Source organism: Lutimaribacter marinistellae, from assembly GCF_042648365.1.
GTDB lineage: Bacteria > Pseudomonadota > Alphaproteobacteria > Rhodobacterales > Rhodobacteraceae > Lutimaribacter_A > Lutimaribacter_A marinistellae.
This window is the reverse complement of sequence record NZ_JBHRXI010000049.1, coordinates 402101-414421: the sequence shown is the minus strand read 5'-3', so window position 1 is coordinate 414421 and position 12321 is coordinate 402101. Positions and strand designations below refer to the sequence as shown.

Here is a 12321-nt window from a genome sequence, read left to right as displayed (position 1 = left end):
GGCCGATCCGAACGTGAAACAGCTATTTTCGGTAACCGCCCTTTTGCTTGGCTCGGCTTTGCTGCTGTTCGCCGGGGGCATGAATGCGCTTATTCTGCCGATCCGGGGAACCGAAGAGGGGTTCTCGGCCGCGGCGCTGGGTATTCTCGGCACCGGCTGGGCCCTTGGATATGTGGCCGGATGCGTGATTACCCCGCCGCTGGTGGGCAAGGTCGGGCATATTCGCGCCTTTGGCGTCATGGCCGCCTTTGCCGCAGTCGCGGTGTTGTTGTCGCTGATCTTCATCACCCCCTACGCGTGGGTGCCGCTCCGGGCGCTATCGGGTTTTTGTTTCGCCGGGGCGGCGATGATCGTCGAAAGCTGGCTGAGTGAGCGCGCCGACCCGGGATCGCGCGGGCGCATCTTCGGGCTTTACACGATGGTCAACCTCGTGGCGTCGACCGCCGGTCAGATGGTCCTGACCTTGGGCGACGCGAGCGGGTTTCTCTTTTTCGTCCTGCCTGCGATCTTCTACTGCCTTGCGCTGGTCCCGACCGCGGTGTCGAGCACGGCCGTACCCAAACCGCTTGTCAGCGTGCGTCTCGACCTGCGGGCGCTCTGGCGCAATTCTCCGGTTGCCGTGTTCGGCGTGCTTTGCGTGGGAATTTCGAATAGCGCCTTTGGTACACTGGCTGCGGTCTATGCTGACCGGGTCGGGCTTGCCGTATCCTCGGTCGCCCTGTTTGCCAGCCTTCCGGTGCTTGCGGGTGCGTTGAGCCAGGTGCCCATTGGTTATCTCTCCGACAGGATGGATCGGAGAAAGGTACTTGTCGCGGTGGCTGCGACAGCACTGGCGGTCGATCTTCTTTTCATCCTTGCGCCCATTCAGGATGTCATCGCCTTGCTTGCGCTGTCAGCGGCGTTTGGAGGGGCAATCTACGCGATGTACCCGATCATCATTGCCCATGCCAACGATCACGCGCCCGAGGGCACGGCGATCCAGGTCAGCGGCGGATTGCTGATGGTGTTCGGGATAGGCTCCATCGCTGGTCCGGCTTTCGCGGGTTTCGCGATGACGGGGCTTGGCGAATGGGGGCTTTTCCTGACATCGGCCGGCGCCCACGTGTTGCTTATCCTCTTCGCGATCGTGCGTATCGCGGCGCGTGCCCCGGTCGAGGCCGAGGACAAGGCCAGCTTTGTTCCCGCGCCAAGCGCGCGCGCTCTGACACCCGAGACGGTAGCATTGGCCGTGGGCGAAGAGGCGGAGACCGGGGATCTGGCAGCGCCCGAGGCCGCGCCTCAGGCCGGTGACAGCAATCTGCGGTAAAGCGTTTCCACGAATTCCGGAGCGCTGTTGAAAGGGTCCTCTGGACCCATCACGGCGCGGACCTGGACATCGAAATCGGCGTAGTGCTGGGTCAGAGACCAGATCGAGAAAATCAAGTGGTAGGGATGCACCCGCGCAATTCGGCCCTCTGCCATCCATGTTTCGATCACGGCGACCTTCTCATCGACGAGGATCTTCAGATCATGGCGCAGCGCATCCTGGATCCGTGGTGCGCCCTGGACGATCTCATTGGCAAAAAGGCGGCTTTCGCGCGGAAACTCGCGGCTCATCTGCAATTTTCGCCGGACGTAGGCGATGATTTCCTCCAACGGCTCTCCTTGGGCGTCGAGATCTCGCAAGGGATCGAGCCACGTATCGAGCAGCCCTTCGAGCAGCGCTGCATGAATCGCTTCCTTGGACGGAAAGTAATACAGCAGGTTCGGCTTGCTCAGCCCGGCCTGCGCCGCGATCTGATCGACTGTCGCGCCACGAAAGCCATGCGCGGCGAACACCTCGAGCGCGGCGTCGAGAATCGTGGCACGGTTCTTTTTCTGGATGCGGGTCGGTGCGCGATCCTGCGCCATGCGGGCGGTGCCTCTATTTCCAGCGCGGGGATGCCGTTTGCTGCCTTTTTCGGCAGGACCCCTTGCATTTTCTTGACTGGGTACAGGCTCGTGATAGCGTGAGTTTGACCAGATGGTCAAATCATTCGACACAAGCGGCGCCAGACCGCGAACACAGGGGGACCTTCATGGCAGCACCGGCGCAAAATCTCAGGATAAATGGCGACCGCCTTTGGGACAGTCTGATGGACATGGCCAAGATCGGGCCGGGCGTCGCGGGCGGCAACAACCGACAGACGCTGACCGACGAAGATGCTGAAGGGCGCGCGTTGTTCCAGAAATGGTGCGAAGCCGCAGGATGCGAGATGGGACTGGATCAGATGGGCAACATGTTCGCCCGTCGCGAGGGAACCGACCCGGACGCATTGCCGGTGTATGTCGGCAGCCATCTCGACACACAGCCCACCGGGGGCAAGTATGACGGCGTTCTGGGCGTTTTGGGTGGTTTGGAAATCATCCGCACGCTGAACGACCTGGGCATCAAGACGAAACATCCCATCGTGGTGACCAATTTCACCAACGAGGAAGGAACCCGATTTGCGCCGGCGATGCTGTCCTCTGGCGTTTTTGCCGGCATGCACACGCAGGATTGGGCCTATGCACGTGAGGACGCCGAAGGAAAACGCTTTGGCGACGAGCTGGAGCGGATCGGCTGGAAAGGCGCGGAAGAGGTGGGTGCGCGCAAGATGCATGCCTTCTTCGAACTGCATATCGAACAGGGTCCGATCCTTGAGGCCGAGGGTAAGGACATTGGCGTCGTCACCCACGGCCAGGGTTTGAGCTGGACGCAGGTGACGGTGACCGGCAAGGACGCGCATACCGGCTCTACCCCCATGCCGATGCGACGCAACGCGGGCCTGGGCATGGCGCGTATCTTGGAGCAGGTCGAGGCGATCGCGCTGTCGCACGCGCCTCACGCCGTGGGCGCGGCGGGCCATATCGATGTCTACCCGAACTCTCGCAACGTGATCCCCGGCAAGGTGGTCTTCACGGTCGATTTCCGGTCCCCGGAGCTTTCGGTGATCGAGGACATGGAGGCGCGGCTCAAGACCGAAGGCCGTCGCATCGCTGACGAAATGGGCTTGGAGATCGCGTTCGAGAAAGTCGGTGGTTTCGACCCCGTGGCCTTTGACGAGGGCTGTGTCGGGGCAATCCGCAATGCGGCGGAGAGGCTGGGTTACAGCCACATGAACATCATCTCGGGCGCGGGGCATGATGCCTGCTGGATCAACCGCGTCGCACCGACGGCGATGGTCATGTGCCCCTGTGTCGACGGGTTGAGCCATAACGAGGCCGAGGAGATCAGCAAGGATTGGGCAAGCGCGGGGACCGATGTTCTGTTCCACGCGGTTGTCGAGACGGCGGAGATCGTGGAGTAGCGAGGGGCCAGCCCCTCGCGCTCCCCGGGATATTTGGAGCAAGAGGAAGGCAAGGGCGCTGGAGCCGGGTGAGCGGGAGTGCGCGATGGCGGAGACGGCAGCACAGATCAAGGCGCTGATTGCGGACGAGATCGCGGCCTGGCCGCTGGACAGCCGCGAGGCGCGCATGACTGTCGAAGCCTTCAAGGCCAACCTTCGCGAACCCCGCAGGGTGACGGTGAATTTCTCGGGTGGAATCACGCAGACCTGCTGGTCGGTTGCACGCGGGGACGGGTGCTACAGGCTGATCTACTTGCCGAGTGCTGGCTATTTCTCACTATGTGTCGAAAGCGATTTCGGTCCGCTCGACATCGGTGTCCATGGTAATGCGATCGAGTGTTTCAGCTCGGTCTGAAAAGAGAAAACAGGGAGTGAACGACATGAGCACGGTCATCAAGAACGGCACGGTGGTTACGGCCGATCTGACCTACACGGCGGATGTGCGCATCGAGAATGGCATGATTGCCGAGATTGGCCCGGATCTGAAGGGTGACGAGGTTCTGGACGCGACGGGCTGCTATGTGATGCCAGGTGGAATCGACCCTCACACCCATCTCGAGATGCCGTTCATGGGCACCTATTCCAGCGATGATTTCGAAAGCGGCACGCGCGCTGCGTTGGCGGGCGGCACGACGATGGTGGTCGATTTTGCGCTGCCGAACCCGGGTGAGAGCCTGCTGGATGCGCTCAAGCGATGGGACAACAAGTCGACCCGGGCCAATTGCGACTATTCCTTCCACATGGCCGTGACCTGGTGGGGTGAACAGGTTTTCAACGAGATGAAAACCGTCGTCGAGGAGCGCGGAATCAACACCTTCAAGCATTTCATGGCCTATAAGGGCGCGCTGATGGTGAATGATGACGAGCTTTATGCGTCGTTCCAGCGCCTGTCGGAACTTGGCGGGATCGCCATGGTCCATGCCGAGAATGGCGACGTGGTTGCCGAACTGTCGGCAAAGCTGCTGGCCGAGGGCAATACCGGCCCCGAGGCGCATGCCTATTCCCGACCGCCGCAGGTCGAAGGTGAGGCCACGAACCGCGCGATCATGATCGCCGACATGGCAGGTGTTCCGCTCTATGTCGTGCACACCTCTTGCGAGGAAAGCCACGAGGCGATCCGGCGCGCGCGGCAGTTGGGCAAGCGTGTCTGGGGCGAGCCTTTGATCCAGCATCTGACGCTGGATGAAAGCGAGTATTTCAACAAGGATTGGGATCATGCGGCCCGCAGGGTCATGTCGCCGCCATTCCGCAACAAGCAGCACCAGGAAAGCCTTTGGAACGGGTTGCAGGCGGGTTCGCTTTCCGTCGTCGCGACGGATCACTGCGCCTTTACGACGGAACAGAAACGCTATGGTGTTGGCGATTTTACAAAGATTCCGAATGGAACCGGGGGTCTTGAGGACCGGATGCCCATGCTCTGGACGCATGGGGTGGAGACCGGGCGCCTGACGCCGAACGAGTTTGTCGCGGTCACCTCGACCAATATTGCCAAGATCCTCAACTGCTATCCGAAGAAAGGCGCGGTTCTTGTCGGTGCGGATGCGGACCTGGTGGTGTGGGACCCTGAAAAGACCAAGACGATCTCGGCCGGGTCGCAGCAGTCGTCGATCGATTACAACGTGTTCGAGGGCAAGGAGGTGAAGGGCCTTCCCCGCTATACGCTGACCCGGGGCAAGGTGGCCGTGCATGATGGAGAAATCCGTACCGAAGAAGGGCACGGCAAGTTCGTGGCGCGCGCGGCGAACACCACCGTCAACAAGGCGCTTTCGACCTGGAAGGAACTGACCGCGCCGCGCCCGGTGGAGCGCAGCGGCATTCCGGCGACAGGTGTTTGACAACGGAGCCGGGCCCGCGGGCCCGGTTTCCCAATCCCATCAGGACTTTATGATGAACAGTGAAAACACACCCCAGCCCGTCGTCGAGGCAAGGCAGTTGGATCTCACTTTCGAGACCAATGACGGGCCGGTCCATGCGCTCAAGGATGTGAACCTGACGATCGACAAGGGCGACTTCGTCAGTTTCATCGGCCCTTCGGGATGCGGGAAGACAACCTTTCTGCGTTGTGTCGCAGCGCTTGAGACGCCCACTGGCGGCACGCTCTCCGTTAATGGCATGTCACCGGACGAGGCCCGTCGGCAGCGCGCCTATGGCTATGTGTTCCAAGCGGCGGGGCTTTATCCCTGGCGGACCATCGCCCGGAATATCAAACTGCCGCTCGAGATCATGGGCTACAGCCGTTCACAGCAGGATGAGCGCGTTAACGACGTTCTCGAACTGGTTGATCTAAAAGGATTTGGCGGAAAATATCCTTGGCAGCTTTCGGGGGGGATGCAGCAGCGGGCCAGTATCGCGCGCGCCTTGGCCTTTGACGCCGACATATTGTTGATGGATGAGCCGTTCGGGGCCTTGGACGAAATCGTGCGGGATCACCTCAACGAGCAACTTCTGGCGCTCTGGGCACGGACCGGCAAGACCATTGGTTTCGTCACCCATTCGATACCCGAAGCCGTTTATCTCTCGACCCGGATCGTCGTGATGAGCCCGCGGCCGGGGCGGATCACCGATGTGATCGAAAGCCCGCTGCCCAAGGAACGGCCGCTCGACATCAGGGATACGCCCGAGTTCATCGAGGTCGCCCATCGTGTGCGCGAAGGATTGCGGGCGGGGCATTCCTATGACGATTGATCCCAAGCAAGAGGCCCGCACATGAGGTCGGTGCTTGCCGTTCTGACGGTCGTCGCAGCATTGGTCGCGCTTTGGTACGCGGCATGTGTTCCCATGAACATCAAGGGTGTACTGACAGAGGCCGAACGTGCTGGTGCAGAGGTGGTCCCGGCGACGGCGCGTGAACGCCGCGATGCCGGAGAATTCGGATTGATCGCGCGCAACAGTTTCGCCATCCCCGCGACATGGGAGCAGGACCGGCCGCGGTTGCCGGCGCCACATCAGGTCGCAATCGAACTGTGGGAAACCACGGTCAAGAAAAAGATCACGTCGAAGCGGTCGCTGATCTACCATGGCTGGGTGACGCTCAGCGCGACCCTTTTGGGATTTGCCATCGGGACGGGGCTTGGAATCCTGCTTGCCGTGGGGATCGTTCACAGCCGGGTCATGGACATGTCCGTGATGCCGTGGGCCATCGTCAGTCAGACCATTCCAATCATTGCACTGGCGCCCATGATCATCGTGGTGCTCTATTCCATAGGGATCCAGGGGATCATTCCAAAGGCTGTGATATCCGCTTATCTGAGCTTTTTTCCTGTTGTAGTCGGCATGGTGAAGGGATTGCGCAGTCCGGATGGCATGCAGCTTGACCTTTTGCGGACCTACAATGCATCCAATGCACAAGGTTTTTGGAAATTGCGGCTGCCCGCCTCGATGCCCTACCTCTTTGCGTCGCTGAAGATCGGTATCGCGGCTTCCTTGGTTGGTGCCATTGTGGGCGAATTGCCAACAGGCGCCGTTGCGGGGCTTGGCGCCCGCCTGCTTGCGGGCAGCTATTACGGCCAAACAGTGCAGATCTGGTCGGCACTCTTCGCGGCGGCGATCCTGGCGGCCTGTCTTGTTGCATTGCTGGGTTTGCTGGAGCGGATGGTTCTGAAACGGATGGGGATGGCATGAGTGTACATGTGTTTGTTGCCCAGGGCTGCAACGCCTTTCTTTCCGTGCCGGGTACCGGAAAGAGGAGCGTGTCGAGATGATCTTTGTCCTTTTCGCCATACTCCTCTGGGCCTTGGGCTGGTGGCTCAATTCACGGCTGGCCAACGGCCCACAGGCCGATACGAGTGCGGTGCGATTGCTCGTGCCCGTCATTTTCGGCCTGACCATCGTGGGCATTTGGGAATTGCTTGTTCGGGGGCTGGAGGTTCCGTTGGTGATCCTGCCTGCGCCCTCTGTCATTGCCGAGCGGTTCGTGAACAGCGTTCCGATCCTATGGGCCGATTTCGTGCAGACGATCCTCAAGGGCGCGCTGAGCGGCTACGTGATCGGCTGTGCGGCGGCCTTCCTGACAGCGATCGCGGTGGACCGCTCCGAGTTTCTGCGCCTTGGCCTGCTGCCGGTGGGCAATTTCGTGGCGGCGCTTCCCATCGTGGGGACCGCGCCGATCCTCGTTATGTGGTTCGGCTTTGACTGGCAATCCAAGGCTGCTGTCGTGGTGGTGATGGTGTTCTTCCCCATGTTGGTCAACACGGTTGCCGGCCTTCGGGAAACCACGGCCATGCAACGCGACCTGATGGAGACATACGCCGCGAGCTATTGGCAGAGCTTCTTCAAGCTGCGCCTTCCCGCTGCAATGCCCTTCATCTTCAACGGGCTCAAGATTTCCACCACGCTGGCGCTCATCGGGGCCATCGTCGCCGAGTTTTTCGGCTCCCCTACGGTTGGTATGGGCTTTCGCATCTCGACCAGCGTCGGGCAGCTTGCGCTCGACATGGTTTGGGCCGAGATTGTGGTGGCGGCACTGGCAGGGACGCTGTTTTATGGTCTCATGGCCGCGATCGAACGGGCGGTGACCTTCTGGCACCCCTCGCAGCGCGGATGAGGATGAGCAAAGAAACAAGACCCCGGAAGAGGGGCAAAGAGTTCAACAAGGAGAAAGTCAGAATGAAAAAGCTACTGAGCGGGGCGGTTGCCGCCCTGACCCTGGCAGCCGGGAATGCCTTTGCCGCCGATGAGGTGACATTGCAGCTGAAATGGGTGACGCAGGCGCAGTTCGCGGGCTACTACGTCGCCCAGGACAAGGGGTTCTACGAGGAAGAGAACCTTGACGTCACCATCTTGCCGGGCGGTCCCGACATCGCTCCGACGCAGGTCATCGCGGGTGGCGGGGCGGATGTCACCGTCGAATGGATGCCCGCCGCACTGGCCGCAAGGGAAAAGGGGTTGCCGCTGGTAAATATCGCGCAACCGTTCAAATCCTCGGGCATGATGCTGACCTGCTGGAAGGATGCGGGGATCGAGTCGCCCGAAGACCTGAAGAACCGCACGCTGGGCGTCTGGTTTTTTGGCAACGAGTTTCCTTTCATGTCCTGGATGAGCCAGTTGGGCATCTCGACCGAAGGAAAATCCGAAAACGGTGTCGAAGTCCTCAAGCAGGGGTTCAACGTCGATCCGCTGCTTCAGCGTCAGGCCGATTGCATCTCGACCATGACCTATAACGAATATTGGCAGGTGATCGACGCTGGTGTCGACCCCGAGGAACTCGTGACTTTCAAGTACGAGGATCAGGGTGTGGCGACGCTCGAAGACGGTCTTTACGTGCTGGAAGAGAACCTCGCCGATCCGGAGTTCTCCGACAAGATGGTCCGTTTCGTGCGGGCATCGATGAAAGGCTGGAAATATGCCGAAGAAAATCCCGATGAAGCGGCGGAAATCGTGCTCGACAACGATGCGACCGGTGCGCAGACCGAAGAGCACCAAAAGCGCATGATGGGTGAAATCGCTAAACTTACGGCTGGATCAAACGGCGCGCTTGACGAGGCCGATTACCAGCGCACGGTGTCGACTTTGCTTGCCGGTGGTTCCGATCCTGTGATCACGAAAGAGCCCGAGGGCGCTTGGACACAAGATATTACCGACAAGGCACTGAACTGATCCGGCGCACTCGCGCGGTATGATGGCGGCTCCTTCGGGGGCCGCTTTTTCGTTGGATCAGTCGAGCCGTACCGAAGGGCCGGTTCGCGCATCGCGCATCGTTTCGACCTCGGACAACAGAAGAGGGGCGGCCACGGTGATAACCGCCATCGCGGCAAGCGCGGAAACAAAGGCTTTCATTTCAGTTCTCCTGTCGTGTGGCGCGGCGCAGGTAATCGATCAGATCTGCCCGATCCTGCGGCTTCGCGATCCGCTGCATTGGCATCTTTGACCCTGGGATATAATGGTCGGGGCCTTCGTCGAAAAGCGCATCAATCGTATCGGCTGTCCAGATGACCTCCGATTGCGCAAGCGTTTCGGAATAGTGATAGCCGGGGAGGGTACCGGCGGGACGGTCGAAAAGACCGTAAAGACTGGGACCTGCCCGGCGGGCGCTGTCTGGCGTAAGCGTATGGCAGATGGAGCATTTTCGAGCAAATTGGCGTTCACCGTTTTCCATCGTTTCGGGATCTTTTAGAAAACGCTGCTCGCCGGTTGCGATGGGCTCGTGTTCGCCGAGCGAGGCAATTGGCCAGCTGTGGACCGCATTATCGATCCCGCCCGCATGAATATTCTGACCGTCGGCGGAAAAGGCCAGTGCCCAGATCGGACCGCGCAATGCCGCGCGGAAATCGCGCGTGATGCGCCAAGCATCGGTGTCGATCACCATGATGTAGCCTTCGCCGTCACCAACGGCGAGGTCCTTTCCATCGGGGCTTAGCGCTAAGGCGAGGATCGGTCTGCGATCGAGCGTGAAGTCGCGTTCCGCACCGGTTGCGAGGTTACGTATGCGGGTTACGCCGTCAACGGCACCATAGGCCAGCCAGCTCTCGCTTGGATCAAGCACCAGCTCGTTGATACCGAACCCGTGCGAAAGGACTTCTTGAAGTTCGCGGCCCGAGGCCACATCCCACAGCAGCAGACGCCCGTCCATCCCGGCAGAGTAGAGCTGTTCGCCGCCGCGCGCGAAAGTGACGGCATTCACACCCGCGCCAACCGGTCCCAAGAAGCGGGTCGGACCCTCGCCGAAGCGTGGCCAAAGCCCGATGGTACCGTCCCAGCTGGCCGTTGCGACATGGCTGGCAGACACCGCGATCGAGACGATCTTGCCTTTGTGTCTGCCAATGACCTGGCCGCCGGGCCAGCGCCGCAGGGTGAAATCGTCCCCGGCCGAAAACAACTCCTCGCCATCGATGGCCACGGCATTCACCGCGGCCTCGTGACCGTCGTACCAATGCGGAGTTCGGTCGGTCCACAGCCCGACCGAATTGTCAAAGCTGGCCGTGGCGACCCGGCCATCGGGCGCGGCGTCGATTCCCATTATCGGCCCGCCATGCCCTTTCAACGTGTAGAATTCGGACGCCGCAGTCGGCGATGCGGCCAGCAGCAAGGCAACGGCCAGCAGACGCATGTCACTCGGCGGGCGAGGGGGCCTTGCCCCCGGTTTGTGCTTCGCTCTCCTTGACCTCTTCCAGCCAGAGGGAGTGATGCTCGCGCGCCCATTGCTCTTCAACTTCGCCATTGCCCATGGCATCGAACGCCCCCTCCATGCCAATGGAACCGAGATAGATATGGGCCAGGATGATCGCGATGAAGATGAACGCGACGATCACATGCCACAGCTGCGCGTATTGCATCTCTTCATGCGGTGCCAAGACTTCGGGAAGAGGGGCGTAGCCGAACCAGCCGAGGACACCGATATCGTTGATCACGACGAACGTCTTGGCGAACATCGGCATTTCGAACGGGAATAGAAGGGACAGGCCAGACAGCGAGATGGAAACGCCCAGCACGATGCAGGCCCAGAAGATGATCTTTTGGCCCGCGTTGAATTTGCGTGCCGGAGGGTGGTGGCCCTTGCTGAAAAGCCCGCCGCCCGCTGCCAGCCATTTCAGGTCGAGGCGGCTGGGAATGTTATGTGCGATCCAGTTTACCGTGACGATGACGAGGCCCAGAATGAACGCCCAGGCGATGTTGTTGTGGAGCCATTTGCACGCCTGCGCCAGCGTCGCGTACCCTTCCTTGCCGACAAGCGGCATGAACAACTGGCGCCCCCAGAGGGTGATTAGGCCGGTCGCGCCCAGGATGAGGAATGAACCGGCAAAGAGCCAATGACCGAAGCGCTCGAACCCCGAGAAGCGCGTTACGGTGCGGCCTGTTTTCTCTCCGTCGATACGAATCCGTCCACGGATAAGGAAGAACACGGCCAGCAGGACCAGCATTCCACCCAGTATCCAGGTGCCATACTTCCTGATCGGGCCTTCGCGCAAAAGCAGCCAACGCATTCCGCCATCTTGGATGATCACGTCGGCCGCAGGGCCGCGGGACGAAGTGGTGACATCCGCCGCGTTGTAGCGCAAGGCGCGAAAGATATCCGCGTCCGAGGCAACGCCGCGCGTCGAAAGCCCTGCCGCAGTTCCTTCCCGGTTTGTTTGACCGAGGTTCTCGGAGCGGTAACTGTCATCGACTTTCAGGCCTTCCTGACGACGAAGGATATCCTCCAGTGTCGTCGCCCCGCCGGTGGCCGACCGATCAATCGGCGGAAGTTCGGGCGTCTCTTGAGCCACGGCCGGTAAGGCTAGGCAGAACAAGCAGATCAAAAGGCGAAGCATCGTCATGAATGCCCTCTTGGCGTCTGAAACGATCAACGCGTCAACTGCGGAGCGCGCCGTTATGGAAGTGGTGTAATTCGGGACCGGCGCCTGTTCGCACCGGTCCCGGTTATCGGGCGAGGGATCAGCCGCCCTTCTGGTCGTAGGCCGTACCCCAACCCCAAGCACCGGTGCCGAAGCCACGCGCCACCACGCGCTCACGGTAAATGGCCGACACGACGTCGCCATCACCTGCAAGCAACGCCTTGGTCGCGCACATCTCGGCGCAGATGGGCAGCTTGCCCTCGGCGATCCGGTTGCGGCCGTACTTGGCGAACTCTTCGGTCGAGTGGTTCTCCTCGGGGCCACCGGCGCAGAAGGTGCACTTGTCCATCTTTCCGCGGCTGCCGAAATTGCCCGCTTGCGGATATTGCGGCGCGCCAAAGGGGCACGCGTAGAAGCAGTAGCCACAGCCGATGCAGAGGTCCTTGGAGTGCAGGACCACCCCTTCCTCGTTCTGGTAGAAGCAGTCGACCGGGCACACCGCCATACAGGGTGCATCCGAACAATGCATGCAGGCGACCGAGATCGACCGTTCGCCCGGGGTGCCATCGTTGATGGTCACCACGCGGCGGCGGTTGATACCCCAGGGCACCTCATGCTCGTTCTTGCACGCCGTGACGCAGGCGTTGCACTCGATGCAGCGCTCGGCGTCGCAGAGAAACTTTGCTCTTGCTGCCATTTTCTCT

The 12321-nt window shown here is 60.9% G+C and carries 13 protein-coding genes; 8 read left to right on the top strand and 5 right to left on the bottom strand.

The features are described from left to right. The first annotated feature begins 13 nt into the window (after positions 1-13). Positions 14-1306 (top strand): MFS transporter, encoded by a 1293-nt coding sequence (locus ACFORG_RS23320; RefSeq protein ID WP_386738000.1) that lies wholly within the window; start codon positions 14-16, stop codon positions 1304-1306. On the opposite strand, the gene ACFORG_RS23315 is transcribed toward ACFORG_RS23320, so the two are convergent. Next, a complete protein-coding gene (locus ACFORG_RS23315; protein ID WP_386737999.1) occupies positions 1279-1890 on the bottom strand; it encodes a TetR family transcriptional regulator C-terminal domain-containing protein in 612 nt (203 codons plus the stop codon). The genes ACFORG_RS23320 and ACFORG_RS23315 overlap by 28 nt on opposite strands. 167 nt (positions 1891-2057) lie before the next feature. Between ACFORG_RS23315 and ACFORG_RS23310 the strand changes: the two genes are divergently transcribed. From ACFORG_RS23310 to ACFORG_RS23280, 7 genes are all read left to right on the top strand, one after another. Continuing rightward, positions 2058-3308: a Zn-dependent hydrolase gene (locus ACFORG_RS23310; protein WP_386737998.1), complete on the top strand. Its 1251-nt coding sequence runs from the start codon at positions 2058-2060 to the stop codon at positions 3306-3308. Between the two features lie 85 nt (positions 3309-3393). Continuing rightward, positions 3394-3702 (top strand): hypothetical protein, encoded by a 309-nt coding sequence (locus ACFORG_RS23305; RefSeq protein WP_386737997.1) that lies wholly within the window; start codon positions 3394-3396, stop codon positions 3700-3702. Between the two features lie 25 nt (positions 3703-3727). Further along, positions 3728-5182, top strand: a complete 1455-nt coding sequence (hydA, locus tag ACFORG_RS23300; protein ID WP_386737996.1) for a dihydropyrimidinase — start codon at positions 3728-3730, stop codon at positions 5180-5182. 52 nt (positions 5183-5234) lie between these two features. After that, on the top strand, positions 5235-6032 hold the full coding sequence (locus tag ACFORG_RS23295; RefSeq protein WP_386737995.1) for an ABC transporter ATP-binding protein: 798 nt from the start codon (positions 5235-5237) through the stop codon (positions 6030-6032). A gap of 21 nt (positions 6033-6053) precedes the next feature. Further along, on the top strand, positions 6054-6968 hold the full coding sequence (locus ACFORG_RS23290) for an ABC transporter permease (RefSeq protein WP_386737994.1): 915 nt from the start codon (positions 6054-6056) through the stop codon (positions 6966-6968). A gap of 76 nt (positions 6969-7044) precedes the next feature. Beyond that, positions 7045-7890, top strand: coding sequence for an ABC transporter permease (locus ACFORG_RS23285; protein ID WP_386737993.1), 846 nt, complete (start codon positions 7045-7047; stop codon positions 7888-7890). A 62-nt stretch (positions 7891-7952) separates the two neighbouring features. Further along, positions 7953-8942, top strand: coding sequence for an ABC transporter substrate-binding protein (locus tag ACFORG_RS23280; RefSeq protein WP_386737992.1), 990 nt, complete (start codon positions 7953-7955; stop codon positions 8940-8942). Positions 8943-8999: 57 nt separating this feature from the next. Here the strand turns inward: ACFORG_RS23280 and ACFORG_RS23275 are convergent, their stop codons facing one another. The 4 genes from ACFORG_RS23275 to fdh3B form a co-directional block, all read right to left on the bottom strand. Then, complete coding sequence (locus ACFORG_RS23275; RefSeq protein WP_386737991.1) at positions 9000-9122, bottom strand: hypothetical protein; 123 nt, start codon at positions 9120-9122, stop codon at positions 9000-9002. Position 9123: 1 nt separating this feature from the next. Next, positions 9124-10392 (bottom strand): c-type cytochrome, encoded by a 1269-nt coding sequence (locus ACFORG_RS23270; RefSeq protein WP_386737990.1) that lies wholly within the window; start codon positions 10390-10392, stop codon positions 9124-9126. A 1-nt stretch (position 10393) separates the two neighbouring features. Then, the gene (locus ACFORG_RS23265) at positions 10394-11599 is read right to left on the bottom strand and encodes a formate dehydrogenase subunit gamma (protein WP_386737988.1); all 1206 of its coding nucleotides are present in this window, start codon (positions 11597-11599) and stop codon (positions 10394-10396) included. 118 nt (positions 11600-11717) lie between these two features. After that, entirely contained in the window at positions 11718-12314 is a 597-nt protein-coding gene (gene fdh3B / locus ACFORG_RS23260) for a formate dehydrogenase FDH3 subunit beta (RefSeq protein ID WP_386737987.1), read from the bottom strand. Between the last annotated feature and the right edge of the window lie 7 nt (positions 12315-12321).

Excerpts from the sequence above, each read along its gene's own strand:
- ACFORG_RS23315 (WP_386737999.1), bottom strand. The coding sequence starts at position 1,890 with ATGGCGCAGGATCGCGCACCGACCCGCATCCAGAAAAAGAACCGTGCC.
- ACFORG_RS23310 (WP_386737998.1), top strand. The coding sequence starts at position 2,058 with ATGGCAGCACCGGCGCAAAATCTCAGGATAAATGGCGACCGCCTTTGG.
- ACFORG_RS23305 (WP_386737997.1), top strand. The coding sequence starts at position 3,394 with ATGGCGGAGACGGCAGCACAGATCAAGGCGCTGATTGCGGACGAGATC.
- hydA (WP_386737996.1), top strand. The coding sequence starts at position 3,728 with ATGAGCACGGTCATCAAGAACGGCACGGTGGTTACGGCCGATCTGACC.
- ACFORG_RS23295 (WP_386737995.1), top strand. The coding sequence starts at position 5,235 with ATGAACAGTGAAAACACACCCCAGCCCGTCGTCGAGGCAAGGCAGTTG.
- ACFORG_RS23290 (WP_386737994.1), top strand. The coding sequence starts at position 6,054 with ATGAGGTCGGTGCTTGCCGTTCTGACGGTCGTCGCAGCATTGGTCGCG.
- ACFORG_RS23285 (WP_386737993.1), top strand. The coding sequence starts at position 7,045 with ATGATCTTTGTCCTTTTCGCCATACTCCTCTGGGCCTTGGGCTGGTGG.
- ACFORG_RS23280 (WP_386737992.1), top strand. The coding sequence starts at position 7,953 with ATGAAAAAGCTACTGAGCGGGGCGGTTGCCGCCCTGACCCTGGCAGCC.
- ACFORG_RS23275 (WP_386737991.1), bottom strand. The coding sequence starts at position 9,122 with ATGAAAGCCTTTGTTTCCGCGCTTGCCGCGATGGCGGTTATCACCGTG.
- ACFORG_RS23270 (WP_386737990.1), bottom strand. The coding sequence starts at position 10,392 with ATGCGTCTGCTGGCCGTTGCCTTGCTGCTGGCCGCATCGCCGACTGCG.
- ACFORG_RS23265 (WP_386737988.1), bottom strand. The coding sequence starts at position 11,599 with ATGACGATGCTTCGCCTTTTGATCTGCTTGTTCTGCCTAGCCTTACCG.
- fdh3B (WP_386737987.1), bottom strand. The coding sequence starts at position 12,314 with ATGGCAGCAAGAGCAAAGTTTCTCTGCGACGCCGAGCGCTGCATCGAG.